At 62.7% G+C, this 15,362-nt stretch carries 18 protein-coding genes and 1 riboswitch; of the genes, 13 read left to right on the top strand and 5 right to left on the bottom strand.

Going from position 1 to position 15,362, the window contains the following annotated elements:
• Complete coding sequence (locus J3A98_RS09755; RefSeq protein ID WP_209965640.1) at positions 1–741, bottom strand: gluconate 2-dehydrogenase subunit 3 family protein; 741 nt, start codon at positions 739–741, stop codon at positions 1–3.
• A 447-nt stretch (positions 742–1,188) separates the two neighbouring features.
• On the opposite strand from J3A98_RS09755, the gene J3A98_RS09750 reads away from it, so the two are divergent.
• The 6 genes from J3A98_RS09750 (at position 1,189) to J3A98_RS09725 (ending at position 7,995) form a co-directional block, all read left to right on the top strand.
• Complete coding sequence (locus J3A98_RS09750; protein WP_209965638.1) at positions 1,189–2,517, top strand: hypothetical protein; 1,329 nt, start codon at positions 1,189–1,191, stop codon at positions 2,515–2,517.
• Between the two features lie 32 nt (positions 2,518–2,549).
• Positions 2,550–4,781: an Ig-like domain-containing protein gene (locus J3A98_RS09745; RefSeq protein ID WP_209965635.1), complete on the top strand. Its 2,232-nt coding sequence runs from the start codon at positions 2,550–2,552 to the stop codon at positions 4,779–4,781.
• A 15-nt stretch (positions 4,782–4,796) separates the two neighbouring features.
• Positions 4,797–5,270: a curlin gene (locus J3A98_RS09740; protein WP_176683451.1), complete on the top strand. Its 474-nt coding sequence runs from the start codon at positions 4,797–4,799 to the stop codon at positions 5,268–5,270.
• A 16-nt stretch (positions 5,271–5,286) separates the two neighbouring features.
• Positions 5,287–6,732 carry a curlin gene (locus J3A98_RS09735; RefSeq protein ID WP_176683450.1) on the top strand — a complete coding sequence of 482 codons (1,446 nt, stop codon included), beginning with the start codon at positions 5,287–5,289 and terminating at the stop codon, positions 6,730–6,732.
• Positions 6,733–6,891: 159 nt separating this feature from the next.
• A complete protein-coding gene (gene alkB / locus J3A98_RS09730; protein ID WP_209965633.1) occupies positions 6,892–7,539 on the top strand; it encodes a DNA oxidative demethylase AlkB in 648 nt (215 codons plus the stop codon).
• A gap of 168 nt (positions 7,540–7,707) precedes the next feature.
• Positions 7,708–7,995 (top strand): hypothetical protein, encoded by a 288-nt coding sequence (locus tag J3A98_RS09725; RefSeq protein ID WP_176683473.1) that lies wholly within the window; start codon positions 7,708–7,710, stop codon positions 7,993–7,995.
• 123 nt (positions 7,996–8,118) lie between these two features.
• Here the strand turns inward: J3A98_RS09725 and J3A98_RS09720 are convergent, their stop codons facing one another.
• The 4 genes from J3A98_RS09720 to J3A98_RS09705 form a co-directional block, all read right to left on the bottom strand.
• Positions 8,119–8,379, bottom strand: a complete 261-nt coding sequence (locus tag J3A98_RS09720) for a DUF1652 domain-containing protein (protein ID WP_176683448.1) — start codon at positions 8,377–8,379, stop codon at positions 8,119–8,121.
• 232 nt (positions 8,380–8,611) lie between these two features.
• Entirely contained in the window at positions 8,612–9,499 is an 888-nt protein-coding gene (locus J3A98_RS09715) for a pirin family protein (RefSeq protein ID WP_209965631.1), read from the bottom strand.
• 96 nt (positions 9,500–9,595) lie between these two features.
• Positions 9,596–10,468 (bottom strand): alpha/beta hydrolase, encoded by an 873-nt coding sequence (locus tag J3A98_RS09710; protein WP_209965629.1) that lies wholly within the window; start codon positions 10,466–10,468, stop codon positions 9,596–9,598.
• 21 nt (positions 10,469–10,489) lie between these two features.
• Complete coding sequence (locus J3A98_RS09705; RefSeq protein ID WP_176683445.1) at positions 10,490–11,119, bottom strand: LysE family translocator; 630 nt, start codon at positions 11,117–11,119, stop codon at positions 10,490–10,492.
• Positions 11,120–11,243: 124 nt separating this feature from the next.
• On the opposite strand from J3A98_RS09705, the gene J3A98_RS09700 reads away from it, so the two are divergent.
• The 7 genes from J3A98_RS09700 (at position 11,244) to J3A98_RS09670 (ending at position 15,362) form a co-directional block, all read left to right on the top strand.
• Positions 11,244–11,723 carry a GNAT family N-acetyltransferase gene (locus tag J3A98_RS09700; RefSeq protein ID WP_176683444.1) on the top strand — a complete coding sequence of 160 codons (480 nt, stop codon included), beginning with the start codon at positions 11,244–11,246 and terminating at the stop codon, positions 11,721–11,723.
• A gap of 119 nt (positions 11,724–11,842) precedes the next feature.
• A riboswitch (cobalamin riboswitch) is annotated at positions 11,843–12,066 on the top strand.
• A gap of 93 nt (positions 12,067–12,159) precedes the next feature.
• Entirely contained in the window at positions 12,160–12,348 is a 189-nt protein-coding gene (locus J3A98_RS09695) for a CbtB domain-containing protein (RefSeq protein ID WP_176683443.1), read from the top strand.
• Between the two features lie 9 nt (positions 12,349–12,357).
• Positions 12,358–13,044, top strand: a complete 687-nt coding sequence (locus tag J3A98_RS09690; protein WP_176683442.1) for a CbtA family protein — start codon at positions 12,358–12,360, stop codon at positions 13,042–13,044.
• Positions 13,044–13,430 carry a cobalamin biosynthesis protein gene (locus tag J3A98_RS09685; protein ID WP_209965626.1) on the top strand — a complete coding sequence of 129 codons (387 nt, stop codon included), beginning with the start codon at positions 13,044–13,046 and terminating at the stop codon, positions 13,428–13,430. The genes J3A98_RS09690 and J3A98_RS09685 overlap by 1 nt, the downstream gene beginning before the upstream one ends.
• Positions 13,431–13,464: 34 nt before the next feature.
• A complete protein-coding gene (cobM, locus tag J3A98_RS09680) occupies positions 13,465–14,217 on the top strand; it encodes a precorrin-4 C(11)-methyltransferase (RefSeq protein WP_176683440.1) in 753 nt (250 codons plus the stop codon).
• Positions 14,218–14,283: 66 nt separating this feature from the next.
• A complete protein-coding gene (locus J3A98_RS09675) occupies positions 14,284–14,526 on the top strand; it encodes a DUF1272 domain-containing protein (RefSeq protein ID WP_209965624.1) in 243 nt (80 codons plus the stop codon).
• A 221-nt stretch (positions 14,527–14,747) separates the two neighbouring features.
• Positions 14,748–15,362 (top strand): response regulator transcription factor, encoded by a 615-nt coding sequence (locus tag J3A98_RS09670; protein WP_176683438.1) that lies wholly within the window; start codon positions 14,748–14,750, stop codon positions 15,360–15,362.

Genomic DNA, 15,362 nt, shown 5'->3' with positions numbered 1-15,362 from the left:
TCAGGCCCTCTCGCCGCGAATCGATACAGCCGGGAACGGGTAAGGCTCGTTGCGCTCGACCCAGTCCATGAAGTCGGCGCGGGCGCCGGGGAAGCCGATCTGGGTCCAGCCGACCATGCCTTTATTGCCGCCATGAATCGGGTCGCAGAAGAACCCTTCGCGCGTGTTTTGCACCAGCAGGCTGAAGAACACCTTGGCCGGAACGGTTTCGAAAACCAGCTCTCCTGCCTCCAACTTGCTGATAATACGGTCCTGGGTAGCGCTATCTTGCGCAGCAAAAACCTGTCCGCCATTGGCCTTGCACCAGCCATCCACGGCAGCGATGCCCAGGCGGTAGATTTGTTGCGGGCTGAGCTGCAGCTGATAGCCCAGTTCGGGCGCGGCGTCAGCGTTGAACGGCCCTTGCATGTACCACTGTGCGCCAGTCGCGTAGGGGGTATTCATCTGGCGGTCGATGAACTCGGCGGCACCCGCTTCGAGTGCCCCTGGGCCAAGCTCATCGGCCGGGATGATGCGCGACACGGCAGCCTGGACAAAAGCCCACTCTTCGGCGCTGAAGAATGTCGGTCGATAGTCGCCCGCAGGTGGCGTGGCGGGCACGTTCGGTTGCTGTTGCGGGGCCGCAAGCAGCTGGCTGGCGCCTGCGCCAAGGCCCGTGCTGGCCACGGTAACGACAGGGATCAGGGTCAAGGTCTTGCGCAGAAAATCCCTGCGCGGGTTGTCTGGGGCATGCTCAGGCATTGCGAATCCTCATCGGCTGTGGGGCGGCCTTGACAAGCGCCATCTGATTTTCAATTGAGAGGTGATCTTGATAGGCCATCAAGAGACAGCCGAATAATCTAGCGCGTTCAGAAAGGTTTTGAAACCGGTTTCATTCTTACCTTCCCACCCGGCTTAACCTCCAAGGACGCGGTTCCAGATTGCAAGAATAACCGGCCGCGCCTACTGCATGATCTGAGTTCAGAACTCGACTTTGCGCCGCAAATCGGGTTGAAATTACCGCCCCCCAATCCCCCAACCTTGGGGGAACGCAGCCCACCGCCAGCCGCTCGCGAAATCCCCTGCTGAGAGGTTCGAACCCTTGCCCCACAAGGCCTGCAACGCAGACCTCAGATATTGGCACAGCTCTTGCCGATCTCCTCCCAGACGCCCCAAGTCCATGGGCCCGTTTGCAGGAGGAATTGACTCATGCACCGACCGATACCCCACCCGCTGGCAGTGGCGATTTTCGCCGGCATTCTCCAGCTTCCCGCGCAGGCCGCCTTGAATGCTGTCGATCCAGGCGCTTACGTTCCTGCCAACGGCGGCTTCCCCGCCTGGTACCAGGACAGCCACGGTCGAACCCTCGACCTGTGCCTGACCAAGGCCGTCAGCTCCCGGGTCGCCGGCGCGCCTGACGCACCCTCATACATGTGCACGCTGCTGCCCACGCCTGGTGTGTTCGACGATACCCAACCCATCGTCTTCCCCACCAACTTCCCTGACGAAGCGTTCTGGTTCACTGCCGACGCTGCAATCGTCGACGCCGCCCGTGGCATCGACCTCAGCTACGGCACGGCGATCGAAGCGGCATTCGCCGCCGAGGAACCTGTCGAGGGTGACCAGGTCAGCTTTGCCCGAGTCCGTATTCGGGTCGACGTCCCCACCGCGGGCACCTACGTGGTCACCCACCCCTATGGCGTTGAAGTGTTCGATGTACCCGCTGCAGGACGCCGGGCGATCAACATGACCCGCGACATCGGCATCGCCGGCGCAGGCGACTTCACCGGCGCACTCAAGGGCGATGTCGGGCCGTTCCTGCGCAGTGTCAACGGCCCCTACACCGAAGGCAACGAGCGCTTCATCGGCGACCCGAACCTGGAAGAGCAGGTCACCGGCAGCCCATTCAACACCAATTACGTACGCATCGAAGGCCCTGGTGGCATCGACCTGCGCACCGAGCTGTTCGCTGTCTCCGGCAAGCTTTCCGAAGTGGCCCTGCCAACCCCGCTGATGCCACAACGCAGCACTTACTCAAGGCATACCGAGAACGGCGACCTGATCGCCCAGCAAGACATATTCGTGTTGGCCCCGCCGCCACCGGCAAGCGTCACCCTGACCAGCCAAACGCCCAACCTTGGCCTCACCGAGGCCAACGGCACCGGCGCCTGGTACGCACAGTCAGCCCTCAACCCGGCGGCCGGAACCATCGTGACACTGTCCGCTGACAACAGCGTGGCGGTCCCCACCAGCAGCCTGACCACCAGCAACATGCCACTGACCGACCTGGTCACCATCACACAGGCCCAGTACCGCTTGTCCACCGGCGAGCTGACCTTGGTGGCCAACACGAGTGACGAAACCACCCCTCCAGTACTTACCGCACATACCGGCAACGGCACGTTGATCGGCAACCTGGGCGGTACCGGCGCCGTGAAGACGTTGAGCATGACCTTCTCGCCCATTCCGCCGGCCAAGGTGCAGGTCACCAGCGCCAACGGTGGCAGCGACACCGAAGACGTGGTGCTGGTGCCATGAACAGACAAAGGCTCAGCCTTCAAGGAGGCAGCATGAACACTTGGTCGCGCCGTGCGCTGTTGGCCGCCGGTTTCTCTCTTACCGTTACCAGCGCCGCATTCGCCGCGCTGTCTGATGTCGACCCGGGGCCCTACACCTTCGCCACAGGTGGCTATCCGATGTGGTACAAGGACAGCCTCGACCAATCCCTGGAGCTGTGCCAGTCACGTGCCACCAGCACCCGTGCGCCAGGCGCGCCAGGGGCGCCGGCCTACATGTGCACCTTGTTGCCCGAGCCCGGTGTCTATGACGATGCCCTGCCGCTGGTATTTCCAGATAACTGGCCACCGGAGATGTTCTGGTTCCTGGCCGAAACCTCGATACCACAAGTAGGTAACAGCGGTTATGAGCTGGAGGTCTACGTTGCCGGTTTAGAGGCAGCCTTCGCTGCTGAAAACCCGGTAGACGGTGATCAGCAAAGTTTCGCGCGCATCCGTATCCGTGCTTCGGTCCCACGCACCGGCACCTACACCATCACGCACCCTTACGGGGTGGAGACGGTCAACGTCACCACGGCAGGACGTCGTGCGATCAACATCACCCGGGACATAGGCATTGGCGCTCCGGGCAACTTCCAGGGGGCGCTGGAGGGTGCGATCGGCCCTTGGCTGAAGGGGGTTGGCGGGCCGTATACAGAGGTCAATCCTGACACTGGCACCACCGAAACCTACATCGGCGACCCCAATATCAACGAAGCGGTAACCGGTAGCCCCTTCAATACCAACTTCGTGCGCATCGAAGGGCCCGCTGGCACCATTCAGACCAACACGTTCATAGTGTCTGGCAAGGTGCTGGACCAGCGGGCACAAACCCCGGTCACCCTGGAGCGAGCCACGTACTCGCGCAACGGCAGCGGCACCCGCGTGGAAGTGTTCGCCAAGGCCCCGAATGAGGCCAGCCTGTGTATGCGCAATGGCCTGGCACTGATCGGCACGCCGCCTTCGCCGTGTCAGTTCACCCTGACTTCGGACAACAACGGTTTGTTCTTCAGCCAGCAGTTCAACCAGTCGGTGCCGCCAGCGGTGGTGGTTGTCACCGCCAGCAATGCAGTCGGCGGCACCCAGCCGACTGCACTCTCGAGCAAGCTCAGCGACGTGGTCAAAGTCAGCACCGCACGCTATGACTGGGCCAACAAACGTCTGTTGATCGAGGCCAGCTCCAGTGATGAAGTCGTGGCCCCCGACCTGCTCGCCCAAGGCTACGGCCGCATGTCGAAATCGGGCACGCTGCAAAGCATCACGGTCAACGACCTGGCTCAACCGCCCGCCACCGTCACGGTCAAGTCTGCCCATGGCGGTAGCGATGTGGAGCCGGTGATCGTGGTCGGCAACGCCCCGGTCGAGGCCGCCAACCAGCCACCGCTGGCCCAGGCCGATGTCGGCAACACCAGTGTCGGTGTCCCGATCACACTCAACCTGCTACTGAACGACAGCGACCCGGATGGCGACGTGCCGCTGACCATCAGCGACCTGACCCAACCCGGGACCGGCCTTGGCGGCGTCGTGATGAACGGCACCACCTCGGTGACCTACACGCCGCCGAGCGGGGCCACACAACCGCTGGTAGCCACCTTCAGCTACCGGGCGATGGATGCCAAGGGCCTGAAGTCGGAACCGGCCACGGTCACCATCAACGTCGCGCCTAACCAGGCACCGACTGCCAACCCGGAGACCGTCGCCACCCTGGGCGTGCCATTGACCATCAACGTGCTGGCCAACGACACCGACCCGGAAGGCAACGTACCGCTGAGCGTGGCCAACATCACCCAGCCAGCCGCCGGCCGCGGCACGGTCAGCACCGACGGCACGACCGTAACCTATACCCCACCGGCCACTGTAACCACAGCCTTCACCACCACCTTCACCTACCAGGCACGTGACTCGCTGGGGGGGCTGTCCACCCCCGGTACGGTCACCGTCAACGTGTCGCCTCGGCCTGCCGCTGAAACCTTCGCTGTCACGACAGCCACAGTAACGGCGCGCTCCAACAACCGTTACAACTGGGACATCAGTGGCACCTCGTCGGTGACTACCGGCAATACCGTGACCGTGCAGGTAACCACTACTACCGGTGTCCAGACCTTGGGTACGGCCACGGTAGCGCTGACCGGCCGCTGGCGCCTGGTGGTAGGCAATAGCACCACGATCATCCCGACTGCGGCACCGACGGCGACGATCACCACCGGCCAAGGCACCACGCGCACCGTCAACGTCATCGTGCAGTAAAAGCCGGAGGCTTCGATGAAACGGCTGTACTCCCTGTTGCTCTGCCTGGCCCTGGCGGGCCAGGCCTGCTGGGCAGAGGACCTGATGGACAATGCCGACCTCGCACCCGGCAACGACCTCGGTGAACCAGTGATCATCCGCCTGCTGCCGGCCGGTGCCGGCCAGGCTGCGGTGATCGAGCAACAAGGGTCAGGCAACCGCGCCGCCCTCGACCAGAACGGTCAGGCTCTGCTGGGCCGTATCGTCCAGTCTGGCGGTGCTCAGGAAGCGTACATCTTGCAGGAAGGCAGTGACCTGATGGCCATCATCAGCCAACAGGGAAATGGCAACAGCGCGTCGATTCGCCAGAGCGGCAGCAGCAACAGCGCCGCCATCGAGCAGATCGGCAACGACAACAGCGCCAGCATCGTGCAGTCCGGCTCGGGGCTCAACAGCTCCGTTACCCAGGCTGGCAATGGCCAGCATGTTCAGATCACCCAATACCGATAGACCTGGAGGCACCACCATGTACAAGCTCGCTCCGCTCAGTGCCGCTATCGTCCTGGCCCTCGCAGGTCAGGCCATGGCTGCTGACAGCACCTCGTCCCAGACCCAGGACGGCAAGGAAAACATCGCCGAAGTCTTTCAGGCTCAGGCCCCCTTCGCCTCGGCCACCCAGCACCAGACTGGCAAGGGCCACAACCACCTCGCCGTGCAGGCCGAAAGCACCAGCGATATTCAGCAGAGCGCCACCGGCCAGTACAACGCCGGCTACGCTGAGCAACTGTTCGAGAACGGCAGCCAGATCACCCAACAGGCCGCAGGCAGTTACAACGATGCCTTCGCCAGCCAGTCGATAGGGGCGAACAACGAATCGCTGCAAACCCAGCAAGGCGTCGGCAATAGATCCACCGTGTGGCAGGACAGCCAGGAAGGCAGCAAAGCCACCAGCTGGCAATCCGGCCAGCGCAATGAGGCGTTCATCGAGCAGACCTTCGGTGGCAGCAACAATCGCAGCACCGTCAACCAGACCGGCCAGGACAACTATGGCACCACCGAGCACCTGAACCATGTCGATGGCGATATCCAGATCTACCAGGATGGCCACGACAACTGGGCCTATGGCGACCAGCGTGACGGCACCGGTGGCACCATTGCCATTGGTCAATACGGGGGTGGCAACTCGGTGGAAGTGTGGCAGGACACACAGGTGGGTAGCCAGGCCTCCGTGGTCCAGACCGGCCAGCTGAACGAAGGCTATATCGACCAGAGCTTCGGCGTCAGCAACAAGGTCAGCCTATCGCAGCAAGGCAATGCCAACGCCAGTTGGTCGGACCAGTTCGAGACCAACAATTCAACCACCAGCATCACCCAGACCGGCAACAACAACCTGCATTTCACCTATCAGAATGGTGAAAACCTCAACCTCACCATCAACACCCAAGGCAATGGCAACAGCATCACCGCCAGTAACTGGAAAGGCGCCAAGATGGGTGGCCAGTTCGGTACCAACCAGAACGCCACCATCAACCAGACCGGCAATGGCAACGGCGTAAACCTGACCCAGAAGGGCGCTGACCAGCTGGCCACGCTGACCCAGACAGGTAAAGGCAACCAGATGTCGACCAAGCAGGATGACGTCAGCAACGAGCTGTACTTCGAACAGAACGGCACTGACAACATTCTGATCGCCGACCAGCGTGGTACCGACAACTATGCCTACGGCAGCAGCCAGGGCACCGGCAATACCATCACCCTCGACCAGTCCGGCTATAGCAACCAGAGCTACACCAACCAACTTTACGGAAGCGGCAACGAAGCCACCATCAAACAGACTGACAACATCAACGTCGCCTACGTGACCCAGGGAGGCCAGGGCAACATGGCGTTCGTCGACCAGAGCGGTGTCGCCCAATCCGCCACCATCACCCAGCTGGGCAGCGCGAACCTGGCCACTGTGACCCAGCAGTAAACCGCTCCCCCTTGAACCGCGGTGCTCCTCTCCCTGGTGCCGCGGTTCCTTTTTCTGTTGCCCCTCCCTCTGCAGTCTTTCGATCCGGTCGGCATGTGCAAGCCCTTGGAGTGTATCTGTCGGGGTACAATGGCAAACCGATCAAAGATGTGCAGCAGCATGATCCAGTCCGACCTCGACCTGTTCGGCCCCCAGCCGCAACGCCTGGCCAGCCATACCGTGCTGCTGCCCGGCTTCGCCCTGGCCGAAACCGAGGCGCTGCTCGATGCCCTGCGCCCGGTGCTACGTGCCGCGCCGTTCCGGCACATGTACACCCCAGGAGGGCTGCGCATGGCGGTAGGGCTGACCAACTGCGGTACGTTGGGGTGGGTGAGTGATCAACACGGCTACCGATACAGCCCCAGCGACCCACTCAGTGGCCAGCCCTGGCCTGCCCTGCCCCCGGTCCTGCTCGCCTTGGCCGCCCACGCGGCAGCCATAGCCGGGTTTGACGGTTTCGAGCCGGATGCCTGCCTGGTCAACCATTACCTGCCAGGCACACGCCTGAGCCTCCACCAGGACCGCGACGAGCAGGATTTCGGCCAACCGATCGTGTCGGTGTCGCTGGGTTTACCGGCGGTGTTCCTGTTTGGCGGCCTGCAGCGTGCCGACAAGGCTCAGCGCATTGCACTGAGCCACGGCGATGTGCTGGTCTGGGGCGGCGAAGACCGCTTGCGCTTCCACGGCGTGCTACCGATCAAGCCCGGTGTTCATCCGCGCCTGGGCGAACGGCGGATCAACCTGACCTTGCGTAAGGCAGGTGCCTGAACAGGGTCACTCCTCTGCCGCCCAGTGCAGAACAAGATGAACCCACATGAAACACATTGAACATCTTGGCCAGGCAAGCTTCGAATGATAAGCCGCCTACTTCTGTCTGGAGCCTGCCATGCCAAACCCGCCTGGTTCTTCGAGCCGTTGCACCGGAGCCATGTACCGATGAAGATGCCTGGCCGCGCCCCCAATGCCTCGCTGCAGCTCGACTACGTACGCGACACCCTGTTCGGCCCCGTGGCGCAAAGTGTGGAATGCCAATGCCAGCTCGCCGCCCTCAACCTGCAAGGCCGCCCAGGGCTGCGCTTGCACATTTGCCCCCCACTGCCCGACAAGATCGACCGCGCTCACAGTGTGGCCTTTGTCTGGGATGGGCAGAGTTACCATGGCGTGGTCCGCGACAAGGGTAAATGCGGCGACGGTGGCCTGAACCTGCTGCTGGAACTGCAATAAGCCGATCAGCGGCAGCTGCGGCCGCACTTAAGGCTGCCAGGGCTGATACCTGCGCATTGCTAGTCAGCGGCTAGAATGCATGAACCCGGCCAGCCTGGGCTGACCGGGGCACGACAGGTGCGCTCAGGCAATCGCCTTGAGCGGCGCCGGGTGGCTGTCACGCAGCGCATGCAGCTGCTCCACCAGGTTGACCAGATCACGACAACTGTTGAGATTTTGCAGGGCGACCCCGCTGAGGGTCACGCCTTGATCGAGATCCTGGCCCTGGCCCAGGCGGATGGTCAGGTTGGCGCCGTCCGGGCAGCTGACCTCACAGCGATCTGGCAAGCAGGCCTGTTCGATCATTTGCCGCATCTCTAGTATCGAAACGCCTATCAACGACATGGTACGACCCTCTCTGTGGGATGGCCTGTTGTTTGGAAGTACGCCTTTGTCGGGCGGGGCGCCAATTGATATTGCGCATGCTCGGGCAGCAGTCCATGCGCCCGGGCAATGAGCTTGCGGGGAATCCTCTAGCACCTTAGTGGAAGATTCCCTGCGTGGGCCGAGCGTTCGAATGCATTAGCAGACTTGACGACGAGTGGTCTTGGACAGCAAGGCCACCCAATCAACAGGATCAGTGCGCGGCACCTCCCCTCTCATTCTGCATCTGCCCAAACCGCCCGGCATGGAAATCATCGAACGATTCGGCAATCTCCGCCTGGCTGTTCATCACGAACGGACCGTAGCCGACGATCGGCTCATCGATCGGCTCACCGCTGAGCAGTAGCACACTGGCGCCTTCCAGCGCCTCGACCGCTACATCTACACCCTCCCGGTCGAGCAGCACCAGGCTGGACGGACCTGCTTCGCGTTCGCTGTTGATTCGAACGTTTCCACGCAACACCACCAGCGCCGCAGTGCGACCGGCAGCAACCGGCAACTGCAAGACAGCGCCGGCGTTGAGCCGCAGATCCCACACATCCATCGCGGTGAAGGTCCGAGCCGGCCCCTGGTGCCCATGATAGTCACCGGCAATTACCCGCAAGCTCCCGGCATCACCGTCCAGCGCTAGCACCGGAATGTCGCCGGCCAGCAGCGTCTGGTAGCCGGCCGCTGCACGCTTGTCCCGCGCCGGCAGGTTCACCCACAGCTGGACCATTTCCAGTGTGCCACCACTGCGTGCAAAGTCCGGGGAATGAAACTCCTCATGGAGGATGCCGTTGGCAGCCGTCATCCACTGCACGTCACCTGGGCCGATCAAGCCGCCAGCCCCGGTAGAGTCACGGTGCTCCAGCTCACCCTGGTAGACGATGGTCACCGTCTCGAAGCCGCGATGCGGATGCTGGCCTACACCGCGTCGTGCCTGGGTTGGGGCGAAATCATGCGGCCCGGCGTAGTCCAGCAGCAGGAATGGGCTGATCCGGCTGGCCAGGTTGTCGTAGGTGAACAGGCTGCGCACCGGGAAACCATCCCCCACCCAATGGGCGTGAGGGCTGTGGTGGATACCCAGAATCTTTTTCATGAGAAGGCTCCTCTCTTGGTTGAGATAACCTTATCAATGATGCCAATCAAGCGGTAGACGGCTGAAATGACATGCATCGTCCCACCTGCAGAACAGTCAGCCCTGCAAGAAACCGAGCACCTGCTCGGCCGCCATGGCCGGGTCTTCCTGCATGAAACAGTGCCCACCGGGCACTTGCCGTGCGGTCACATTGCGGTTTAGCAGCGCCAGGCGATTCACCGAGTGTGGCACAAAGGGATAGGTGTCCTCGCCATACAACACCCGTGTCGGCGTCCTGATTGCTGTCAGGCTGGCCCACATACGTTTAGGGAACGAGCTGAAGATTTCCACTTCACGGCTGGGCCGGCACTTGAGCACCACGGCCTCGCCACAATCCCCGATGGCATGCTCGACATAGGCCTGCAGCGCCGCATGGGTCCAGCCTTTGAAGATGCCACGCCCTTGCAGCGAGGCCAAAGCTGACTCGCGATCGGGCCAGTGGCTGCGACGACTGGCAGCCTTGCGGGCCAGGGCGTGGCGCTGATGCAGGCCGACCAAGGCTGCTGCCCCCATCACGCCGATCATGCGTCGGCTGAACAACACCGGGTCGAGCAGCACGGCGCGTGCAAACAGTTGCGGTTCACTGCTCAGGATCAGCCCTGTGAGCACGCCACCAAAGCTGTGCCCTGCGGCAAACCGCTGTACGTCGCCATACTCGCCACGTCCGCCCTGAAAGGCCTCCACCGCCAAGGCGGCGGTGCGGTTCCAGCCGCGAAACACCCCGCCATGGTCACTGTCGCCATGGCCTTGAACGTCGCAGAGCCACAAGTCGAAATGCTTGCCCAGGTGCATCAACAGCGGTTGGTAGGTCAGGCAACAGAAGCCATTGCCATGCAGGAAGTGCAGCAGCGGTTTGCCACTGGCCGGGGTTCGCCAGCCACGCAGGGTGAAACCTTCGGCGCATTCGTGGGACCAGGGAATCAACTGCATCGGCTTACTGTACTCTCGGGGTCAGGAAAACGCTGATTCTACAAACAGCAGCGGGTACAGTGAAATCACCAGCAACAGGGCCATCACGACATTGAACAGCATCAGCCAGCGCGAATGCTGCAACAGGTTGCGCAGGGCGCTGCCGAACATCACCCATACCCCCACGCTCGGCAGGTTGACCAAAGCGAACAAGGCCGCAATGACGATCACGTTGGTTACATAGCCTTGCGCGGGCGTGTAGGTGGTAATCGCCCCCACCGCCATCACCCAGGCCTTGGGGTTGACCCACTGGAACGCCGCTGCTCCCCAGAAGCCCAGCGGTTTGCGGGCACTGGACGAGGCCGTGCCGACCGGCCCGGAAGTGGCGATCTTCCAGGCCAGGTACAGCAGGTAGGCGGCGCCAGTGTAGCGCAGCACCGTATACAGTGGTGGCCAGGCCTTGAATACCTCACCCAGCCCCAGGCCGACGGCCAGCACCATCATCATGAAGCCAAAGCTGATACCCAAGGCATGAGGGACCGAGCGGCGCACGCCGAAGTTCACCCCCGAGGCCAGCAACATGGTGTTGTTGGGGCCAGGCGTGATGGAAGACACGAAGGCAAACAGCACAAAGGCGGTCAGCAGGTCGGCAGAGGCAAGCATGGCGGGCATTCCACTTTCTTTATAGGTGCTGTCACACTACCGGAGTCGCCTTCCCCAGCGACCGGTACAGTTTGATTAAATTATGCAGATACACATCACTGTATCGCCAATCCGGACCAAGGAAGCTGTCACCATGAGCCTCACCATTCGCCCTGCCGTGCGTACCGATGCCGCGCAGATCCTCACCTTCGTCACCGAACTGGCCGAGTACGAACGCGCCCGCCACGAGGTGGTCGCTACCCTTGCCGACATCGAGCACAGCCTGTTCGACGAAGGCAGCACCGTGCGCGCCCTGATGTGCGAGCGTGATGGTCGTGCAATCGGCTTTGCCGTGTACTTCTACAGCTACTCGACCTGGCTCGGGCGCAATGGCATCTATCTGGAAGACCTGTACGTGACCCCCGAACAACGCGGCGATGGCGCCGGCCGGCAGTTGTTGCAGCACATTGCCCGCGAAGCGGTGGCGAACAACTGCGGGCGCCTGGAATGGAGCGTGCTGGACTGGAACGAGCCAGCGATCGGCTTCTACCAGAAGCTAGGGGCCGAAGCACAGGATGAGTGGGTGCGCTACCGGCTGGATGGCGACAAGCTGGCGGCATTCGCCCGCGGGTGATCGCCCGGCGCCTGCACTTCTGCCTGCTGGACGAACACCGCAGGCGCGAGGCGGTGGTACCTGCTGTTCGACAGCCTCGCGCTCTGTATGACATTGACGCCAAGCCCGCCCCATGCTCTCCTTATGCCTCGCGTTCAGGTGCCCCTCAGGGGGTGAAACGGGAAACCGGTGCGTCCCAGGCCCTTCAGCAGGGCCGGACAATGCCGGTGCTGCCCCCGCAACGGTAAGCGAGTGAAGCGTCTGTACCACTGTGCCTTGTAGTACGGCATGGGAAGGTGACGCGTTCCAGGAGCCCAGCTCTTCCTCGCAAGCCCGGAGACCGGCCTGACGTTCATGAACACCCCGCGGTGGGCGGGCGCTGTTGCATTCCCTTGGGCGGCCACGCCCGGGGCTGCCGCGCTCGCCCATTGCCCACAAAAAAGCAGAGGACCGCGTCATGCCCGTCACCAGCGCCAAACAACACAGCCTTGCGACCCCCGTTACCCTCAGCCAGCGTGTAACCATCGCCATCGGTGCCAGCTTGCTGGGCCTGTGCCTGGTGTACTTTGCCGGTTTCTCGCACATCGAGGCCGTGCACAACGCCGCCCACGACACCCGCCACAGCGCCGCCTTCCCCTGCCACTGAGTACGCCTGATGATCACGCGCATTGCCCGTACTGCGGGCTTCAGCGGGCTCCTTGCAGCCCTGTTGCTGACCTTGCTGCAAAGCTTCTGGGTTGCTCCGCTGATTCTGGAGGCGGAAACCTACGAGTCCTCAGCCCCGGCCGCACACCACGAACACGGTAGCGAAGTGGTCGCTCATGAACACAGCGCCGAAGCCTGGTCGCCGGAAGACGGCTGGCAGCGCGTGCTGTCCACTACAGGCGGCAACCTGGTGGTCGCGGTCGGCTTCGCCCTGATCCTCGCCGCCCTGTACAGCCTTCGCGAGCCCAAACGCGCCGCCACTGGCGCATTGTGGGGGTTGGCTGGCTTCGCCGTGTTCTGCCTGGCCCCAACCCTGGGCTTGCCACCAGAACTGCCAGGTACTGCAGCCGCCGACCTGGGGCAACGCCAGACCTGGTGGGTCGGTACAGCCAGTGCCACAGCGCTGGGCCTGGCCTTGCTGGTGTTCGCTCGCCACTGGCTGCTGAAGGCACTGGGCGCCGTGCTGCTGGTCATTCCTCATGTGATCGGTGCACCGCAACCTGAGGTGCACGAAAGCCTCGCCCCCGAAGCACTGGAAACCCAGTTCAAAGTAGCCTCCTGGCTGACCAACGCCGCCTTCTGGCTGGCCTTGGGCCTGCTCAGCGCCTGGCTGTTCCGCCGTTCCAGCCAGGCTTGATGCCTGCCTTCTACGCCGGTTTTGGCTGCCGCCGGGGTTGCCCGGCGGATACCTTGCAACGCTTGCTGTGCCAGGCACTGGACAACCAGGGCCTGGCGTTGGCCGACCTGCGCGGCATCGCAAGCATCAGCCTGAAGGCCGACGAACCGGGTTTGCAACAACTGGCAGAGCACCTCGGCTTGCCCTTGGTGCTGTACCATGGCGCGCAACTGCAACTCTATGAACCACTGCTCAGCCACCGTTCCGCCGCTGCCCACCAACACAGTGGCTGCTGGGGCGTCGCCGAGAGCGCCGCACTGGCCCTGGCCAGCCAGCGGCAGGGTACGGCCAGGTTGCTGCTGACGCGCCAGGTACTGGGCCCGGCGACGCTCGCCCTGGCCTGCTGAGCGTTTCGTACCCTCTTTCTTGCCAGGACTTAGCATGACCATCTACTTTATCGGTGCCGGCCCCGGCGACCCGGAACTGATCACGGTCAAGGGCCAACGGCTGATTCGTCAGTGCCCGGTGATCATTTATGCCGGTTCACTGGTACCCGCCGCCGTGCTCGAAGGCCACCAGGCCGAAACCGTGATCAACAGCGCCGAACTGCATCTGGAGCAGATCATCGCCGCCATGCGCAGCGCGCACGAACAAGGGCAGGATGTGGCGCGGGTACACAGCGGCGACCCCAGCCTTTACGGTGCCATCGGTGAGCAGATCCGCCACCTGCAGGCGCTGGGCATCGATTACCAGATCATCCCCGGCGTTACCGCCACGGCAGCGAGCGCCGCCCTGCTCGGCTGTGAGCTGACCTTGCCTCAAGTGGCGCAGACGGTGATCCTCACCCGCTATGGCGACAGCTCGCCCATGCCGCCTGGTGAGCAGTTGGATGACCTGGCGCGCCATGGCAGCACACTGGCAATCCATCTGGGGGTCAAGCACCTGTCGCGCATTGTCGATGAGTTGGTGCCGCACTACGGCGCGAGCTGCCCGGTTGCGGTGGTGCATCGGGCCACCTGGCCAGACCAGGACTGGGTGCGCGGCAACCTCGGTGATATTGTCGAACGCGTAGCGGCCAAGGATTTCCGCCGCACGGCGCTGATCCTGGTAGGCCACGTACTGGGGGATACGCCGTTCGCCGAGTCGGCCTTGTACCGAGCCGGGCATGCCCACCTGTACCGTCCTGGCGACTGAGCATTGCCAGCGCTGCCTCGGGCATAGCAGACTCCGGGTTCCCGCCTGCGAACAGGAGCCATGCCCATGCTGGAGTTACGCCCCAACTGCGAGTGCTGTGATGCCGACCTGCCGGGTGACAGCCCCGACGCCCTGATCTGCTCCTTCGAATGCACGTTCTGCCGTGCCTGTGCCGAAATCCGCTTCCAAGGCCGCTGCCCGAATTGTACCGGGCAGTTGGTGGCCCGCCCGACGCGGGTCGGGCAGGCATTGACCAACAACCCTGCCTCCACACTGCGTATACACAAACCGCACGCTGCCTGCGCCTGAATAACTGCAAAGAACCGGCATCACCGCTGTTTCAGGGTGATGCCTTTCCTGTTTCTTGTAGGATTTCTCAACAATAAGTAATAGGGATTTCAACACTTCTATACTCGGCATTACCAAACCTCGGGAATGGTCGTATCGTGCAGCGCTTCCGATAACCCCACTTGCAGACGTATTCCTGAGTGTTCCAGGAAGCGGACCACATCCCTACAGGAGTTTTCCCCATGACAACCGTGCTGATCGTCGACGACCACCCTATTGTCCGGCTGTCCCTGCGCCTACTGCTCGAGCGCGAGCGCTTCCATGTCGTCGGCGAGGTCGGCAATGGCAGTGAAGTGGCTCAGGTAGCCCGTGAACTGCGCCCGGACGTGGTCATTCTCGACATCGGCCTGCCTGGCCTGGACGGTATGGAAGTCATCAAGCGATTGCAGAGCCTGGAGCCGGCACCGAAGATCATGGTGCTGACCGGCCAGGCCACCGATCTGTATGTGCGCCGCTGCCTGGATGCCGGGATAGGCGCCTTCGTCACCAAGGAAGAGGACCACGAGGCACTGCTGTTCGCTCTCAAGGCCCTGATCAAGGGTTATTCGACCTTTCCGCAAATGTCGGTCAACAGCAACTCGCTGGAGAGCGAGCCAGTGCGCCTGGCCAGTCTCTCCAACCGGGAAATGGAAGTGCTGCGGCGCCTCGCGCGCGGCGAGAACAACAAGAACATCGGCACTTGCATGAACCTCAGCGCCAAGACCATCAGCACCTACCGGGGCCGTATCATGGAAAAGCTCAAGACCGAGTCGCTGGTGGAAATGGTCGACCTGGCCAAGCGTAACAACGTCTATTGA

It is taken from the genome of Pseudomonas sp. BP6 (assembly GCF_017875935.1).
Lineage (GTDB): Bacteria > Pseudomonadota > Gammaproteobacteria > Pseudomonadales > Pseudomonadaceae > Aquipseudomonas > Aquipseudomonas putida_Y.
Note: the sequence above shows the minus strand (reverse complement) of the source record. Positions and strands in the feature narration are given on the sequence as shown.

Coding starts and splice junctions, on each gene's coding strand:
- J3A98_RS09670 (WP_176683438.1), top strand. CDS start 14,748: ATGACAACCGTGCTGATCGTCGACGACCACCCTATTGTCCGGCTGTCC.
- J3A98_RS09750 (WP_209965638.1), top strand. CDS start 1,189: ATGCACCGACCGATACCCCACCCGCTGGCAGTGGCGATTTTCGCCGGC.
- J3A98_RS09690 (WP_176683442.1), top strand. CDS start 12,358: ATGATCACGCGCATTGCCCGTACTGCGGGCTTCAGCGGGCTCCTTGCA.
- J3A98_RS09695 (WP_176683443.1), top strand. CDS start 12,160: ATGCCCGTCACCAGCGCCAAACAACACAGCCTTGCGACCCCCGTTACC.
- J3A98_RS09675 (WP_209965624.1), top strand. CDS start 14,284: ATGCTGGAGTTACGCCCCAACTGCGAGTGCTGTGATGCCGACCTGCCG.
- J3A98_RS09705 (WP_176683445.1), bottom strand. CDS start 11,119: ATGCCCGCCATGCTTGCCTCTGCCGACCTGCTGACCGCCTTTGTGCTG.
- J3A98_RS09740 (WP_176683451.1), top strand. CDS start 4,797: ATGAAACGGCTGTACTCCCTGTTGCTCTGCCTGGCCCTGGCGGGCCAG.
- J3A98_RS09715 (WP_209965631.1), bottom strand. CDS start 9,499: ATGAAAAAGATTCTGGGTATCCACCACAGCCCTCACGCCCATTGGGTG.
- J3A98_RS09710 (WP_209965629.1), bottom strand. CDS start 10,468: ATGCAGTTGATTCCCTGGTCCCACGAATGCGCCGAAGGTTTCACCCTG.
- J3A98_RS09755 (WP_209965640.1), bottom strand. CDS start 741: ATGCCTGAGCATGCCCCAGACAACCCGCGCAGGGATTTTCTGCGCAAG.
- alkB (WP_209965633.1), top strand. CDS start 6,892: ATGATCCAGTCCGACCTCGACCTGTTCGGCCCCCAGCCGCAACGCCTG.
- cobM (WP_176683440.1), top strand. CDS start 13,465: ATGACCATCTACTTTATCGGTGCCGGCCCCGGCGACCCGGAACTGATC.
- J3A98_RS09700 (WP_176683444.1), top strand. CDS start 11,244: ATGAGCCTCACCATTCGCCCTGCCGTGCGTACCGATGCCGCGCAGATC.
- J3A98_RS09720 (WP_176683448.1), bottom strand. CDS start 8,379: ATGTCGTTGATAGGCGTTTCGATACTAGAGATGCGGCAAATGATCGAA.
- J3A98_RS09685 (WP_209965626.1), top strand. CDS start 13,044: ATGCCTGCCTTCTACGCCGGTTTTGGCTGCCGCCGGGGTTGCCCGGCG.
- J3A98_RS09735 (WP_176683450.1), top strand. CDS start 5,287: ATGTACAAGCTCGCTCCGCTCAGTGCCGCTATCGTCCTGGCCCTCGCA.
- J3A98_RS09745 (WP_209965635.1), top strand. CDS start 2,550: ATGAACACTTGGTCGCGCCGTGCGCTGTTGGCCGCCGGTTTCTCTCTT.
- J3A98_RS09725 (WP_176683473.1), top strand. CDS start 7,708: ATGAAGATGCCTGGCCGCGCCCCCAATGCCTCGCTGCAGCTCGACTAC.